Annotated in this window: 15 protein-coding genes; 9 read left to right on the forward strand and 6 right to left on the reverse strand. The window is 69.5% G+C overall.

Annotated features, from left to right (window positions below):
- Window positions 1–494: 494 nt before the first annotated feature.
- The 6 genes from QZM67_RS38010 (at window position 495) to QZM67_RS38035 (ending at window position 6,441) form a co-directional block, all read left to right on the forward strand.
- Complete coding sequence (locus tag QZM67_RS38010; RefSeq protein ID WP_301811249.1) at window positions 495–2,564, forward strand: bifunctional 2',3'-cyclic-nucleotide 2'-phosphodiesterase/3'-nucleotidase; 2,070 nt, start codon at window positions 495–497, stop codon at window positions 2,562–2,564.
- 8 nt (window positions 2,565–2,572) lie between these two features.
- The gene (locus QZM67_RS38015) at window positions 2,573–3,418 is read left to right on the forward strand and encodes a tetratricopeptide repeat protein (RefSeq protein ID WP_301811252.1); all 846 of its coding nucleotides are present in this window, start codon (window positions 2,573–2,575) and stop codon (window positions 3,416–3,418) included.
- A gap of 211 nt (window positions 3,419–3,629) precedes the next feature.
- The gene (locus tag QZM67_RS38020) at window positions 3,630–4,175 is read left to right on the forward strand and encodes a hypothetical protein (protein WP_301811255.1); all 546 of its coding nucleotides are present in this window, start codon (window positions 3,630–3,632) and stop codon (window positions 4,173–4,175) included.
- A gap of 109 nt (window positions 4,176–4,284) precedes the next feature.
- On the forward strand, window positions 4,285–5,205 hold the full coding sequence (locus QZM67_RS38025) for a biotin--[acetyl-CoA-carboxylase] ligase (RefSeq protein ID WP_043187128.1): 921 nt from the start codon (window positions 4,285–4,287) through the stop codon (window positions 5,203–5,205).
- Window positions 5,202–6,002: a type III pantothenate kinase gene (locus QZM67_RS38030; protein ID WP_301811257.1), complete on the forward strand. Its 801-nt coding sequence runs from the start codon at window positions 5,202–5,204 to the stop codon at window positions 6,000–6,002. The genes QZM67_RS38025 and QZM67_RS38030 overlap by 4 nt, the downstream gene beginning before the upstream one ends.
- 196 nt (window positions 6,003–6,198) lie before the next feature.
- The gene (locus QZM67_RS38035; protein ID WP_043187421.1) at window positions 6,199–6,441 is read left to right on the forward strand and encodes a hypothetical protein; all 243 of its coding nucleotides are present in this window, start codon (window positions 6,199–6,201) and stop codon (window positions 6,439–6,441) included.
- Window positions 6,442–6,457: 16 nt separating this feature from the next.
- Here QZM67_RS38035 and rfaE2 read toward each other — a convergent pair whose 3' ends face one another.
- The 6 genes from rfaE2 to QZM67_RS38065 all read right to left on the reverse strand — a co-directional run bounded on the left by rfaE2 (window position 6,458) and on the right by QZM67_RS38065 (window position 12,523).
- A complete protein-coding gene (gene rfaE2, locus QZM67_RS38040; RefSeq protein WP_043187125.1) occupies window positions 6,458–6,943 on the reverse strand; it encodes a D-glycero-beta-D-manno-heptose 1-phosphate adenylyltransferase in 486 nt (161 codons plus the stop codon).
- A 168-nt stretch (window positions 6,944–7,111) separates the two neighbouring features.
- Entirely contained in the window at window positions 7,112–7,990 is an 879-nt protein-coding gene (locus QZM67_RS38045; protein ID WP_043187123.1) for a diiron oxygenase, read from the reverse strand.
- 468 nt (window positions 7,991–8,458) lie between these two features.
- Window positions 8,459–9,685: a patatin-like phospholipase family protein gene (locus QZM67_RS38050; RefSeq protein WP_043187122.1), complete on the reverse strand. Its 1,227-nt coding sequence runs from the start codon at window positions 9,683–9,685 to the stop codon at window positions 8,459–8,461.
- Between the two features lie 24 nt (window positions 9,686–9,709).
- A complete protein-coding gene (locus QZM67_RS38055) occupies window positions 9,710–10,477 on the reverse strand; it encodes a PhaM family polyhydroxyalkanoate granule multifunctional regulatory protein (RefSeq protein WP_301811261.1) in 768 nt (255 codons plus the stop codon).
- Between the two features lie 88 nt (window positions 10,478–10,565).
- The gene (locus QZM67_RS38060; protein WP_301811263.1) at window positions 10,566–11,393 is read right to left on the reverse strand and encodes an enoyl-CoA hydratase/isomerase family protein; all 828 of its coding nucleotides are present in this window, start codon (window positions 11,391–11,393) and stop codon (window positions 10,566–10,568) included.
- 137 nt (window positions 11,394–11,530) lie between these two features.
- Complete coding sequence (locus QZM67_RS38065) at window positions 11,531–12,523, reverse strand: fumarylacetoacetate hydrolase family protein (RefSeq protein WP_175026704.1); 993 nt, start codon at window positions 12,521–12,523, stop codon at window positions 11,531–11,533.
- Window positions 12,524–12,680: 157 nt separating this feature from the next.
- Between QZM67_RS38065 and QZM67_RS38070 the strand changes: the two genes are divergently transcribed.
- The 3 genes from QZM67_RS38070 (at window position 12,681) to QZM67_RS38080 (ending at window position 15,450) form a co-directional block, all read left to right on the forward strand.
- Window positions 12,681–13,547 carry an IclR family transcriptional regulator gene (locus tag QZM67_RS38070; protein ID WP_011353357.1) on the forward strand — a complete coding sequence of 289 codons (867 nt, stop codon included), beginning with the start codon at window positions 12,681–12,683 and terminating at the stop codon, window positions 13,545–13,547.
- Window positions 13,548–13,661: 114 nt separating this feature from the next.
- Window positions 13,662–14,948 (forward strand): DUF3108 domain-containing protein, encoded by a 1,287-nt coding sequence (locus tag QZM67_RS38075; RefSeq protein ID WP_301811271.1) that lies wholly within the window; start codon window positions 13,662–13,664, stop codon window positions 14,946–14,948.
- Window positions 14,949–15,192: 244 nt separating this feature from the next.
- Window positions 15,193–15,450 carry a DUF3567 domain-containing protein gene (locus QZM67_RS38080; RefSeq protein WP_006477667.1) on the forward strand — a complete coding sequence of 86 codons (258 nt, stop codon included), beginning with the start codon at window positions 15,193–15,195 and terminating at the stop codon, window positions 15,448–15,450.
- The last annotated feature ends 140 nt before the right edge of the window (window positions 15,451–15,590 follow it).

Below are 15,590 nucleotides of genomic sequence, written 5' to 3' on the forward strand. Positions count from 1 at the left end.
GGGCCTGTTCACGCTAATAACGGGCTTGCGCTGGCCACCAGAAGGGCCGAGCGCAAGGATTGCGACGAAGCGAATACTCGACGTATTCGCGAGGAGCATGACGCGGCGATCGGCCCTTCTGGTGGCCAGCCCCACGAATGAATTCTCCCGAACAGGGGAACGTGCCTTTCCGCCCGCATTGCGGCGTCGTTCGTCGCTTGTTTGGCACGGCCAAACGGCGCTCCTCACTTCTTGCACTGCGAGCGGAAAGGCACGTTCGCAAGCCCGTTATTAGCGTGAACAGGCCCTAGCTGGAGACGCCTGGCCGGGAGCGCCCGCCCGAGGTGCGCGTGGCAGCCGCCGCCCCCTGCCCGTTGCCGGCTTCACCACCTTTCATTCTTCCGTCACGTTTCCTTTCGATACTCTCACGCGCCGCACATCAGGCCGTCGGCGCCCCGCGCCGCCATTCGTTGCGTACTCGCATTTCAAAAACAGAACACCGAACAGGACAACCGATGCGTCTCCCCCTGCTTTCCCGCCGTCGCGTGCCGGCCATCGCCGCGCTCGCCAGCCTCGCCTTCATCCTCGCCGCCTGCGGCGGCGACGACGTCACTTCGCCGCCGGTGACACCGCCGGCGGCCCAGGCGCCCGTCGGCACGACGGCCACGCTCGCCCTGCTGGAGACGACCGACCTGCACACCAACGTGCTGTCGTATGACTATTTCAAGCTCGCCGCCGACAACTCGCTCGGCTTCGAGCGCGTGTCGACGCTGATCGCGCAGGCGCGCACGCAGTATCCGAACACGCTGCTGCTCGATAACGGCGACACGATCCAGGGCACCGCGCTGTCGGACTACCAGGCGCTCGTGAAGCCGATCGGCTGCGACCAGACGCTCGCGATCTACAAGGTGATGAACGCCGCGAAATTCGATGGCGGCGGGATCGGCAACCACGAATTCAACTACGGGCTGCCGTACCTGTCGCAGGTGACCGGCAACACGTTCGAGGTCGACGGCCTGCCGGCGCCGGCCCAGCAGAAGAAGTGCGCGGGCCCGAACTTCCCGCAGGTGCTCGCGAACGTGATCAGCGCGAAGACCAACGCGCCGCTGTTCACGCCGTACACGATCCTGACCCGCACCGTGACCGCGACCACGCCGGACGGCAAGACGGTCAGCGCGCCCGTGAAGATCGGCATCATCGGCTTCACGCCGCCCGCGATCATGAACTGGGACAAGCGCTGGCTCGACGGCAAGGTCTACACGACCGGCCTGAAGGAAGCCGCGGAGAAATACATCCCCGAGATGCGCGCGAAGGGCGCCGATCTGATCGTCGCGATCTCGCACGGCGGCCTCGACAATTCCGCGTATTCGCCGACGATGGAGAACGGCAGCTGGTGGCTATCGAAGGTGCCGGGCATCGACGCGATGCTGATCGGCCACTCGCACCAGGTGTTCCCGGACGCGAACAGCACCGTGTCGCAGTTCAATCTGCCGGGCGTCGACAAGGTCAAGGGCACGGTCAACGGCGTGCCGACCGTGATGGCCAACTACTGGGGCAAGCACCTCGGCGTGATCAAGCTCGGCCTGAAGTTCGACGGCAAGGCGTGGGGCGTCGACAAGTCGCTGACGACCGTCGAGGCGCGGCCGATCCAGAACGCCGACAAGAGCTACGTCGCGGCCGATCCGACCGTGTCCGCCGCGATCGCCGCCGAGCACCAGGCGACGATCGACTACGTGAAGACGCCGATCGGCTCGACCGACTATCGGATGAACTCGTACTTCGCCGATGTCGGCGACCCGGGCGCGATCCAGATCGTCAACGAGGCGCAGGCCGACTACGTGAAGACCTACGTGCAGGCGAACCTGCCGCAATACGCGTCGCTGCCGGTTCTGTCGGTCAGCGCACCGTTCAAGAGCGGCTTCGGCGGCGGCACCGACTACACCGACGTCGCGCCGGGCGCGCTCGCGATCAACAACGCGGCCGACCTGTACCTGTATCCGAACACCGTGTACGCGGTGAAGGTGAGCGGCGCCGACGTGAAGAACTGGCTCGAAACCGCTGCAAAGCGCTTCAACCGCATCGACCCGACCAAGTCGACCGTGCAGCCGCTCGTCAGCACGTTCCCCGGCTACAACTTCGACATGTTCACGTCGGCCGATCTCGCTTATGAAATCGACGTCACGCAAGCGGTCGGCAGCCGGATCAAGAACCTGACGTACAAGGGCGCGCCGATCGACCCGAACGCGCAGTTCATCGTCGCGACCAACAACTACCGCGCGAGCGGCGGCGGCAACTTCCCGGGCCTCGACGGCAGCAAGACGATCTTCGCGTCGCCCGATGCGAACCGTGACGTGCTGATCGCGTTCGTGAAGCAGCGCGGCAAGATCACGCGCGCGGCCGACGGCGCGCAGCGCAGCTGGCGCTTCACGAAGCTCGCGAGCTCAGTCGCGCACGTGCAGTTCGCGTCCGCGCCGAACCGCCTCGGCGACGCGGCGGCAGCCGGCCTGACCGGCATCACGCAGGTCGTGGCCGACGACGGCTCGGGCAAGAACCTCGCCACCTACGAAATCGACCTCACCCAATGAGACCCGCGATGCAACCGATCCGGACGATGCGGCCGGCCGAAACCGGCCTCGCCGCTGCCGCGCGGCGCCTGCTGCGCGCGAAACTCCCGCCGGCCGCGCTGCTCGCGGCGGCGGCCGTGACCGTCGCGGCCGTCGTCGCGACGACCGGCCTGCGCGGGGCCGGCCCCGCGCCGAGCGGCGCGCAGCTCGACGAGTGGCAGGCGATGGTCACGCAGGCCACCGAGCCGCACGCGCTCGCGCAGTTGCGCACGCTGGCGCGGCGCGGCTCGGGCGACGCGCAGGCAGCGCTCGGCATTGCGCTCGTCGACGCGCGCGAACCGGGGCTGCGCGACGAGGGGCGCGGCTGGCTGGAAACGGCCGCGACGGCAGACAGCAAGGCCGACGCGCCGGCTGCCCGACGGGCGCAGCTCGCGCTCGGCAAGGCGTTGCTGCTCGGCAGCAGCGACATGCCGAAGGACTACGCACGCGCCCGTACCTTGCTCGGCGAAGCGGCCGCGCAGGGCGACGCGGCCGCCGCGTATTACCTCGGGCTGATCTATCGCAGCGGCTACGGCATCGCCGCCGATCCGGTGCAGGCCGCGCACTGGTTCGAGATCGCGTCGCGCGCGGACATCCCGGCCGCGGACTTCATGCTCGCAAACGCATACCGCGAAGGCAGCGGCGTGCCGCGCGACGAGGCACGTGCGCTGGCGCTGTATCGCCGCGCCGCCGAGCACGAGCTGCCGGAAGCCGTGCAGACGCTCGCGATGGCCTATCGCAACGGCGAGCTCGGGCTCAAGCCCGACGCGGACGAATTCCACGCGCAGTGGATCGAGACCGCGCATGCGCTGAAGCACCCGGTCGTCGCGCCGTAACGGTTCGTCCGCACGCACGCGCACGCACCGGCTGCATGACACGCATGCCCCGACGCCCCGCGCATCGATCACCCGGCAACGGAATCGATCGCGGGGCGCGGGCGCACGCGCCTGTTGCATTGCCGCCATCCGGCTGCTCCACGTCGATCGTTCGGCACGCGGCAATGCATTAACATGCAGCCTCACAATAAAACCTGAGAGAACTGCATCCATGTCCCATCGCCTTTCCAGGCTTGGTGCCGCTGCCGTCGGCGCCGTCGCCCTTGTCATTGCCGGCGCACCGCTCACCGCACGCGCCGCGCCGCCCGCCCAGCCCGACATCTTCAACGCCGCGCTTTGCAAGCCGCCGTTCACGGCGGACCTGATGGACTCGATCTACAACACCGCCAAGGCAGCCGATCCGAAACCGGACGAGTCGATGCTGGGTGCCGCGGTCTATCGCCTGCCGGAGCCGATCCACCGCGACGGCTTCACGACGCAGCAGGTCGTGTTCGTCAGTACCGGCATCGGTGTGCTCGTGGACGGCGAGGTTGCCGACCAGCTCGCGAAACGCTACCAGCTCACCCTCGAGAAGGGCCACCTGCTGGGCGCGTCGTCCGTCGGCTATTCGCGCAGGCTGACGGTCCGCGGCCCGGGCGGTGCACTGATTCTCGTGTCGGCCCGCCAGGGCCCGGCGCTGAAGGGCAAGACGCTGCTGGCCTGCGAAATGACGTCCGAGGAGGACATCAAGGCCCTGGAGCGGATGGAAAAGCATTGAGTCGCGCGGCGCTGCGGCGCCGCTCGCGTGCAGGCGGCCACGTGCCGCCCTGCCAGTCGCGCGCGTCGCCCGACGCGCGCCAGCGCCCCCTGTCGCTACAATAGGCGCCATGAACGCCCCCACCTCCTCCGACACGCCCGATTCCGGCGACGCGCACATCGCGCGCAACCGGCTCGAGGCGCACCTGGACGCCGCGCCGCGTGCGTGGCCGCTCGACATCGTCGCTGCCACCGGCTCGACCAACGCCGACGTCGCCACCCGGCTCAAGGCGCTGCCGCGCACCGCGAACGCGCTGCCCGCGCCGCTCGTGCGCGTCGCGTTCGAGCAGACGGCCGGCCGCGGCCGGCAGGGCCGCCCGTGGTTCGCGCAGCCCGGCAACGCGCTGCTGTGCTCGGTCGGCTGCATCGTGCCGCGCCCCGTCGAAGCACTCGGCGGCCTCAGCATCGCGATCGGCGTTGCGCTCGCCGAAGGGCTGGCCGCGCTGCCGCTCGACGCCCATACGCGCGTCGCGCTCAAATGGCCGAACGACCTGCTGCTGACGGCCACCGACGACGGCACGCCACGCATCGTCGGCAAGCTCGCCGGGATCCTGATCGAAACCGCGTGGACCAGCGCCGACGCCACCGCCGTCGTGATCGGCTTCGGCATCAACGTGCGCGGCGCGGAAGCCGTCGCCGCGCAGGTCGACGCGCTGCGTGCGCGCGAAGCGACACTCGCGAGCGGGCTGCCGCCCGCTGCGCTGTCGATCGCGTGCGCGTCGGCCAACCTCACCGATACGCTCGCCGCGTCGCTGAACGCGCTCACGCCTGCGCTCGCGCAGTTCGGCGCCGAAGGGCTCGCGCCGTTCCTGCCGCGCTGGCACGCGCTGCACGCGTACGCGGGGCGCGAAGTCGTCCTGCTCGAACAAGGCGTCGAACGCGTGCGCGGTATCGCGACGGGCATCGATGCGACCGGCCAGCTGCTGCTCGACACGCCGGACGGCATGCAGGCGATCGCCGCCGGCGACGTGTCGCTGCGCGAAGCGCAATGAGCGAGCCGCACCTGCTGATCGACGCCGGCAACAGCCGGATCAAGTGGGCGCTCGCCGATGCGCAGCGCTCGCTCGTCGAGACAGGCGCATTCGGCCATGCGCGCGACGGCGGCGCCGATCCCGACTGGTCGAACCTGCCGCGTCCGCGCGGCGCGTGGATCTCGAACGTCGCGGGCGCCGACGTGGCCGCCCGGCTCGACGCGCTGCTCGACGCGCGCTGGCCGGGCCTGCCGCGCACGACGATACGCTCGCGCCAGACGCAATGCGGCGTGACGAACGGCTATACGACGCCCGACCAGCTCGGCAGCGACCGCTGGGCCGGCCTGATCGGCGCGCACGCGGCGTTTCCGGGCGAGCACCTGCTGATCGCGACGTTCGGTACCGCGACGACGCTCGAGGCGCTGCGCACGGACGGCCGCTTCACGGGCGGGCTGATCGCGCCGGGCTGGGCGCTGATGATGCGCGCGCTCGGCACGCACACCGCGCAGTTGCCGACGCTGACCACCGACATCGCAAGCGGATTGCTCGCGGGTGCGCAGGCAGAACCGTTCCAGGTCGATACGCCGCGCTCGCTGTCGGCCGGCTGCCTGTACGCGCAGGCCGGGCTGATCGAACGCGCGTGGCGCGATCTCGTGGCTGCATGGAAGGCGCCCGTGCGGCTCGTGCTGGCCGGCGGCGCGGCGGACGACGTCGCGCGTGCGCTGACGGTTCCGCATACGCGGCACGATGCACTGATCCTGTCCGGGCTCGCGCTGATTGCTGCGGAAGCGGCAACCGCAACGGCGGCGCAGGAGTGACGGAACGGCGCCGGCATCGCGCCGGCGCACGGTAACGCAAGCCCGGGCGGGCCTGCGTCACGATGACGGTGAAAGTCGGGCGGCACCACGACGGCAGCACGCGCGCACGGTCAACGGAAGGAATGAGACAGCCGGCCATGCGGCCGGCCCGATTCAATGACGTGAACCACGTCAATGACGACGAGGAGTGTCGACGATGCTGCGCTGGCTGATCGCTGTTCTCTTTCTCGCCAACATGCTCGCGTTCGTGGTGGCACGCGGCGTGTTCGGGCCGCTGCCGGCGGCCGGCCCGCGCGAACCCGGCGTGCTGGCGCGGCAGGTGCGGCCCGATGCGCTGCGCGTGACGCCGCTCGCGCAGGCCACCGACCAGCCCGTCATCGGCGGCCCGATCGCGCCGCCGGCCGTCACGGCCGAACCGCTCGCGGCGTCCGCGCCCTGACGGCGCCGGGCCGCGCTCAGGACTGCTGCGCGCGCACCTTCTTCAGCAACGCGGTGGTCGAGCGGTCGTGCTCGAACGGAATCGCCAGCGCCCGGCCGCCCCAGCCGCGCACCAGCGCCGATTCCGGCAACGCATCCATGTCGTAGTCGCCGCCCTTCACGAGAATGTCCGGACGGACGGCCTCGATCAGCGACACGGGCGTCTTTTCCTCGAATTTCACGACCCAGTCGACGCTTTCCAGCGCCGCGAGCAGCGCCGCGCGGTCGTCCTCGCGATTGATCGGCCGGTCGTCGCCCTTGCCGAGCATGCGTACCGACGCGTCGCTGTTCACGCCGACGATCAGGCATGCGCCGAGCGCTTTCGCGTCGGCGAGATAGGTGACGTGGCCGCGATGCAGGATGTCGAACACGCCGTTGGTGAACACGACGGGCGACGGCAGCGTGGCGCGCAGGGCGACGAGGGCGTCGCGGGTGATCAGCTTGCGTTCGAAAGTGGCGGACATGATGAAGGTCGGATCGAATGAGCAGTGCGTACGGCGACGTGGAGCCGTGGCGCCGGAAACGAAAAAGCCCGCCGGGCGCGCCGAGCGGGCTTCATGGGGCAGCGGCGAAGCGGCGCGCGCGGCCGGCGTGAATCGTGAATCAGGCCGGCCCCGGCGCGCCAGCCGGCCTCAGGCCGGTTGCGCGGCCGACGACGGGCCGCTTTCGGCCTGCAGGCGGCCGGTGACTTCCTTGCGGTAGCGGTTCAGCTCCTGCGCGGTCGCGAACGTGCGCTCGAACAGGATCGACAGGTTGTGCAGGATCCGCTCGATGACCTTCTTTTCCCATTCGCCGTCGAAACGGATCTGCTCGTCGAGCCAGCGCTCGAGCCATTCCGGATCGGGCAGGCGCGACTGCACGGTGTCGCGCGGGAACAGCGCCTGGTTCACGTGCAGGTTGGTCGGGTGCAGCGGCTTCTCGGTGCGGCGCGCCGACGCCATCAGCACGCCGATCTTCGCGAACGCGGCACGTGCGACGTCGCCGCAGTTGTTCAGCGCCTTCTTCATGTAGCGCAGGTATGCGCCGCCGTGGCGTGCTTCATCGCGCGAGATCGTTTCGTAGATCTGCTTGATGACCGGCTCGGTGTGCCAGTCGGCCGCGCAGCGGTACCAGTGGTTCAGGCGGATCTCGCCGCAGAAGTGCAGCATCAGCGTCTCGAGCGGCGGCGCCGGATCGAATTCGAAGCGCACCGCGTGCAGCTCCTCTTCGGTCGGCACCATCTCCGGCCGGAAGCGGCGCAGGTATTCCATCAGCACGAGCGAATGCTTCTGTTCCTCGAAGAACCACACGCTCATGAACGCGGAAAAGTCGCTGTCGTGCTGGTTGTCGCGCAGGAACATCTCCGTCGCGGGCAGCGCCGACCATTCGGTGATCGCGTTCATCTTGATCGTCTTCGCCTGCTCGTCGGTGAGCAGCGAAGCGTCGAACTTGTCCCACGGAATGTCCTTCTCCATGTCCCAGCGGACGGCTTCGAGCGATCGGTAAAGTTCCGGATAAAGCATCGTGTTCATGATGGTCCCACCCCTGTTCTGCGCAATGCGACTTCTCTAAACGTGACTGTTGCCGCAAAGGCGCGCCAAGCGCGCTTTTTGCGGCCAAGACTGTGATTTTACGCGTGAAACCGACCGGCCGGACGCCGATTGCTCGTCCGGCAGCCGGGCGGCCGCGTCGCCGCCGTTGCGGCATGCCGCAGCCACGCTCCGCACGAACGGAACCGACTGCACGCTTGCCTGAGTGGGGGCCGGCGCTGGCCGGCTCGTTGGCGCGCCCGTCCCCTGCCCCAGGCGGGTTCCCCGAAAGGTCCCGTGCGGATGCCGGATCGGCGGGCTGCTCGATATGGTGTATACGGCGGCGGCCATGATATCACGCGTGCATGACGGTTCCGAGACGCCTGCCCGGTCGTGCGCCGCCAACCGCAGTGCGGCGATCTGTCGCGGCCGACCGTCGCGAAAACGCAACCTTACATTGCCCTGTCCGAATCAGACCCGCATTTCGCCGGTCGCGAGGCCGTCTTCCGGCGGCATGCCGGCGGCCGGCGCGCTGCCGCCATCCGCCAGTGCAATCCAGCCGGCCAGCGTGTCGCGCTGCGCGCGCCCGTCGCGGTAGCCGAGCTCGATCAGTTCGCGCGTGAACGCCTCCTCGAACAGCAGGTAGCTCGCGAACGACGCGCCGGCCGGCTGGCTGCCGCCGATCGCGCCGAGCAGCCCGCGCATCGTCGCCGGCATCTGCTTCAGGTGCTTCGCCGCGATCAGCTCGATCCGCTCGGACGGCGCGATCGCGAGCACGTCGACGTGCCGCCAGCCGCTGTCCACCTCGACCTGGTGCGGCAGGTGCTCGATCATCCGGTTGATGTGCTCGATGCGCTCGATGTCCGAGCCGATCGAGTCGAGGAACACGCTCGCGAGCACCTGCTGGCCGATCTGCGCGAGCGTCGGGTAGCCACGTACCAGCCCGGCGCCGTTCGCGGCCGGGATCTCGGGCCGCGGGTCGGCCGCGCCGACCACGACGATCCGGTCCGCGCCGAAGTGAATCGCCGGCGACAGCGGCGCGATCTGCCGGATCGACCCGTCGCCGAAGTATTCGATCTGCCCGTCGAGCACCAGCGGCACGGCCGGGAACACGAAAGGAATCGCCGACGACGCGAGCAGGTGCGACGCCGACAAGTCGACGAGCCGCGCGGTGCGCTGCGCGCGCCGCCACGCCTGGATCGGCTCGGCCGCCTGGTAGAACGTGAGGTGCCGCCCGCTCGAATAGCTGAGCGCCGTCACCGCGAGCGCGTGCAGCAGGCGCGCCTCGAGCATCTGCTCGATCCGGTGGAAACTCAGCTCGCGCTGCAGCAGGTGGGCGAGCGGCGCGTTGTCGAGCAACCCGCGCGGCGAACGGCGGGCCGCCCAGCCGAAGGTCATCGCCGCGAGCCAGCGCGCGCCGGCGGCCGCGATGCCGAGCCAGTCGGTGCGATACACGTAGTCGGCGCGCAACGGCTCCCAGAATTCGAGCAGGCGCCGCACGCCGTGGGAAAAGTCGTCCGCGTGGCTCGCGATCGACGTCGCGTTGATCGCGCCGGCCGACGAGCCGCACACGACCGCGAACGGCAGCGTGTGCCGCTGCGGATCGGCCTCGCGCGCGATCTCGGCCAGCGCCTTCAGCACGCCGACCTGATAGGCGGCACGTGCGCCGCCTCCCATCAGAACGAGCGCGAGCCGCATGATCGACCTGCTACCTGCGCCGCGTCACGTCGAGCGCTTCGGCGGACGGGTTTCGGGCGACGAAGCGGCTGCCGCGCGCGCCGCGGCCGAACCGGCCGCTCCGGCCGGCTTTGCGCGCTTCGCCGCGGGCTTGCGCGGCGCGGCGGCAGCCGGCGCCGGCTTCGCGGCCTGCTCCGGCGCAGCTTGCCCCGGCTGTGCGGCCGCGGCCTGCGGCGCATCGCCCGGCGCGGCGGGCTGCATGCCCGGCTGCGCCATCGCGAGGCTCGCGAGCTGGTTGAACTGCGACTGCAGCAGGTTCCACCAGCCGGAAGGATCGAAGGCCTGCTGCGCGGCGTCGCCCGCCGATGCATCCGCGGCGGACGCCGCAGCATCGGCATCCGGCGCCGGCGACGCGTGTTTCGCCGCATGCGCGGCCGCGACAGCCGCTTCCTCGGCCGCCGACATCGAGCTTTGCGCGAACGCGCCAAAAGCGCGCAGCGTCGCGAGCGTCGCGCGCTGCACCTCGAGCGCCTGGATCGCGGACTGCAGCATCCCGAGATTGAGCTTCAGCCACTGCTCGACGGCGCGCAGATCGGTGATCCGCTTGTCGAGTTCCTCGACGCTCGTGAGCGGCGCCATCATGTCGGACATGCTCGACAGCGACGGCGGCAGCCCTTGCGTGGCGCCCGGAAACGACGTCATCCCGCCGAACGGAGACATCCGCATCATGTCCCACATGCGGTCCATCATGTCGGCGGGCTTGAAGCCGGCAAAGCCGGCGAAAGGGTTGGAGCCGGAGGCATCGGTCGTCATACGGGCATCCTGGTTGACTGGGTGAGAGCGAGGCGGCCGCCATGCGTCGCGCGAGCCGCGCCTGGATCGATCATAGCGCCAGCGCGTGTCAGAACGGCGCGTCGCCGGGAAACTCGGGCGGGCGCCGCTCGCGCAGCGAGCGGATCCCTTCCTGCACGTCGGGCCCGGAAAAACCCATGAATTCGAGCGCAAGCGACGTATCGAAGGTCGGCCCGGCCGTGCGCAGCCAGTTGTTCAATGCGTACTTGGTCCAGCGGATCGCCGACTGCGAACCGTGCGCGAGCCGCTCGGCCACTTCGTAGGCCTTCGGCAGCAGGTCGGCCGGATCCACCGCGAGCGAGACCAGCCCGATCCGCTCGGCCTCCTCGCCGCTCACCGGCTCGCACAGCAGCAGGTAGTACTTCGCCTTCGCCATCCCGCACAGCAGCGGCCACACGATCGCCGCGTGGTCGCCGGCCGCGACGCCGAGCCGCGTGTGGCCGTCGATGATGCGCGCATCCTTCGCGGCGATCGAGATGTCGGCGAGCAGTCCGGCGACGAGCCCCGCCCCGACGGCCGGCCCGTGCATCGCCGACACGATCGGCTTGCTGCAGTTGATCACGTTGTAGACGAGGTCGCGCGCCTCGCGCCACACGCGGGCGCGCACGTCGAAGTCGTTCGCCATGTCCTCGACGAGCGCGAGATCGCCGCCCGCCGAGAAGCCCTTGCCTTCGCCGCGGATCACCGCGACGCGCGTGTCGGGATCGCGGTCGACGTCGCGCCAGATGTCGGCGAGCTCGCGATGCATGCGTGCGGTCGCGGTCGCGAGGCCGCTGCGGTTCGCGCCCTCGCCGCTCATCACGATGTCGAGCACGCCATGGTCGCGGCGCGTCACCTTCAGTGCTTCGTAACCGCCGTACGCGGCGAGATTGGCCATGCGCTGCTCCTTGCTCGAGGTTCTCGAACCCCTGAATCGAGTGTAGCCAAGCCCGCGCGGGCAAACATCAGGCGAAACCCGGCGCGCGGGCCGAAGCCGGGTTTCGCGGGCGCGGAGCGCTGCGTGCGCCGCGTGGCTTACGCCGCGCCGTCGGGCGGCGCGACCGACTGCTCGATCGCACCGAAGATCGACTTGCCGGCCGTGTCGAACATCTCGATGCGCACGGTATCGCCGTAGCGCATGAACTCGGTCTGCGGCGCGCCGTGCTCGATCGTCTCGAGGCAGCGCTTCTCGGCGATGCAGCAATAGCCGCGCTTCGCGTCCTTGTTCGACACCGTGCCCGAACCGACGATCGAGCCGGCGCGCAGGTTGCGCGTCTTCGCCGCGTGCGCGACCAGCTGGCCGAAGTGAAACACCATGTCGGTGCCCGCATCGGGCTGGCCGACCTTCTTGCCGTTCCAGTGGACGATCATCGGCCGGTGCACGCGGCCTTCGCGCCATTCGTCGCCGAGCTCGTCGGGCGTCACGGCGACCGGCGCGAACGCGGTGGCCGGCTTGCTCTGGAAGAAGCCGAAGCCCTTCGCGAGCTCGGCCGGAATCAGGTTGCGCAGCGACACGTCGTTCACCAGCGTGACGAGCCGCACGGCCTTCAGCGCTTCGTCGGGCGTCGCGCTCATCCGCACGTCGCCGGTGATCACCGCGACTTCCGCCTCGAAATCGATGCCCCATTCCTCGGACGGGCACACGACGTCGTCGCGGGCTCCAAGGAAATCGTCGCTGCCGCCCTGGTACATCAGCGGGTCGGTCCAGAATTCGGGCGGCATCTCCGCGCCGCGCGCGCGGCGCACGAGTTCGACGTGGTTCACGTACGCGGAGCCGTCGGCCCACTGGAACGCGCGCGGCAGCGGCGCCATGCAGTTGGCCGGATCGAACGCGAATGAATTGCGCGCGCGGCCGTGGTTCAGCGCGTCGTACAGGTCGCGCAGCTGCGGCGCGTAGAACGCCCAGTCGTCGAGGACGCGCTGCAGCGTCGGCGCGATCGCGTCGGCGATTGCCGCGGTATGCAGGTCGCGCGACACGACGATCAGCTGGCCGTCGCGCGTGCCGTCCTTCAGCGAAGCAAGTTTCATAAGGGGGACTCTGCCGTTGTAGTGACGATGGAGGGAATCTATTTTACGATGGTGAATCCCTGCGGCGCGTCGCGATTGTGCGCGCCGTTTTCACCCCGATTTTTCGGCCCGGTTTTTTTAGCTCGATTCCTGCCGCCTTTTCGCGCACCTGCCGCCCATGCCTGCCAGCCCGCTTCCCGACGACGATCTTGCCGACTCCGACACCGACGACGCCGCTTCCGGCGAGCACGGCGAGAAGGTCCGTTCCGGCATCCAGTCGATCGAGGTCGGCTTCCGCCTGCTCGACGTGCTGACGAGCGAGCCGCGCGCGATGATGCTGCGCGACCTCGCGCAGCGCGCGGGCATGAGTCCTGCGAAGGCGCACCGCTACCTCGTCAGCTTCTCGCGGCTCGGCGTGGTGTCGCAGGATCCCGTCTCGGGCCGCTACGAGCTCGGCGGCTTCGCGCTGCAGATGGGGCTCGCGCGGCTCGCGCGCGTCGACGGCGTGAAGCTCGCGCGGATCGCGCTGACCGAATTCCGCGACCGCCTCGACCAGACGGTCGGTATCGCCGTATGGGGCAACCAGGGGCCGACGATCGTGCACTGGATGGAATCGAGCCACCCGGCGAAGGCATCGCTGAAGCTCGGCGACGTGATGCCGCTGCTCGGCTCCGCAACGGGGCTGCTGTTCGCCGCGTACCTGCCGCGCAGCAAGACCGCCGCGATGCTCGAGCGCGAACTTGCCGATACGCGCCGCTCGCCGCACCACGGCGGCCCGCGCACGCTCGACGAGGTCGACGCGGTGCTCGCCGACGTGCGCCGGCACGAAGCCGCGCGCGTCGAGGGGATGCTGCTGCCGACGATCCACGCGTTCTGCATGCCCGTGTTCGATGCGGTCGGCGAACTCGCGCTCGCGATCGTCGCGCTCGGCCAGGAAGGCTCGTTCGACATTGCGTGGGGCGGCGAGATCGACACGGCGCTGCGCGCTTGCGCGCAGAAACTGTCTTACGAACTCGGCTATAGTCCCGACGCGCGCGACGCCTGACGCACGCGGTACCCGCCCCGTCACGCAGCGCGAACGCGCGACGCATTCGACAGTCCGATTCCTGTGGCGCGCGCTGCGCGCCCGACGTCACGCGAGCGCCCCGATCCTGTTCCGATGCCCATGCAGCCTGCCGACCTCCGTCCGAGTCACGCCTTGCCCCGCCACTGGCTGCGGGTGGGCATTGCGCTCGTCGTCGTGCTGGTGCTGCACGCGCTCGCCGCGTTCTGGCTGATGCGCAACCGCGACGCGTTCACGCCGCCCGAGCCCGCCGAGGTCCCCGTGCAGATCGAGCTGCTGAAACCGCAACCGATCGAGCGCCAGCCCGCACCGCCTGCGCCGAAGCCGGTCGAGCAGCCGGCCGCGCCCGCACCGGCTGCCCCGAAGGCCGCCGCACCGAAACCCGCGCCGGCGCCGGAGCCGGTCCTCACGTCGACGCAAACGGCCGAACACGGCGAGCCGCCGGCCGCCGCGTCCGCAGCGAGTGGCGTGCCGGGCGCGTCGGGCGCGCATGCCGCGTCGGCCGCCGGCGCCGCCAGCGCCGCGACGCCGGGCCCCGCGACACAAGGCGTGAAGTTCACCGCACCGCCCTCCGGCGACCTGCAGTACGACACGTTCTACAACGGCATGCAGAACATGATCGGCACGATCCGCTGGCGCACCGACGGGCGTACCTACGACCTGTCGGTGTCGATGCCCGTGCCGTTCGTCGGCCCGTTCACCTATCGCAGCGAAGGCCGCATCGACGCGTTCGGCGTCGCGCCCGACCGCTACGTCGAGAAGCGCGGCAAGCGGCCGGAAGACATCGCGATCTTCAACCGCGAGATCCGGCAGGTCGTGTTCACGCGCACGCCGAACAATGCGCCGCTGCCCGACGGCGTGCAAGACCGCTTCAGCATGCTGATGCAACTGTCGGGGCTCGTGCGCGGCAATCCCGCCGCATACAAGCCGGGCGTCACGCAGCAGTTCTTCGTGATCGACAACAACAGCGGCGAGACCTGGCCGATCACCGTGATCGGCGACGAGCAGGTGCAGACGCAGACCGGCATCATCAACGCGCGGCACTTCATGCGCCTGCCTCGACGCGACGGCGACACGCGCCGGATCGACATGTGGCTCGCGCCGTCGCTCGGCTGGCTGCCCGCGCGGCTCGTGCAGACCGAACCGAACGGCGCGCAGATCGAGCTGTTGTGGCATGGCCGGCTCGCGGCGCCGGGCGCGCCGTCCGATGCGGAATCCGCAGACGGCGCCACGCATGCGCCCGGCGGTGCACCGACGCCCGATGCATCGGCCGCACCGGCCGCGGCACCGGCACAACCCGCGCTGCCCGACACCGTGCAACCGCCGGCACAACCGGCTGCACCGCCCGCGTCATCGCCTGTCACATCACCTGTCACACAGTGAACTCACGCGCGACTCGGCAATTTCGACCGATTACAGATTTCCTTGAAATCGCCGATGACACTCTTTAACAACTATTTCAGTCCACCGGCCGACAATAGGAAACGTTTCATAGACATCGGCTTCTAACCGATACACCCCATGCAGACGGGAACGGGGTGTGCAGCGCAAGCCCCTTGAAACCGGCAAGGCTCGCCCCACCTAGGGGACAACAAGGCCAGATGCCACTGCGAAGAGGAGTGCCGCCATGCAAATGATCTACAACAGCCCCAACTACTGCGTCGTCGAATTCGCGCCGCAGGCCGGCCACCACCTGATGAATGCCGGCGGATATGAAATCGTCGACAAGAACGCGCAGCGCGAAATCTTCATCGACGGCGAACTTGCCGAACGATTCCGCGCGCACGTGAAGCAGTTGATCGAGGATGAACCGTCGCTCGACGAAGTCGACGAATTCCTCGGACAATTCGACAGCCTGATGATGATGCCCGTCGTGCTGCACTGACGACCCGCGGCCCGGCGCCTCGCGCGGCCGGGCCATTCGCCGCGCAACGACGCGGCGCCGCGAGCACTCCGATCATGCCCCCGCCCGGTTCGCCGCGCGGGGGTTTTCATTTGGCGGCCCACCGGCGCGGCGCCAGGCCG

It is taken from the genome of Burkholderia sp. AU45251 (assembly GCF_030482905.1).
GTDB classification, from domain to species: Bacteria; Pseudomonadota; Gammaproteobacteria; order Burkholderiales; family Burkholderiaceae; genus Burkholderia; species Burkholderia aenigmatica.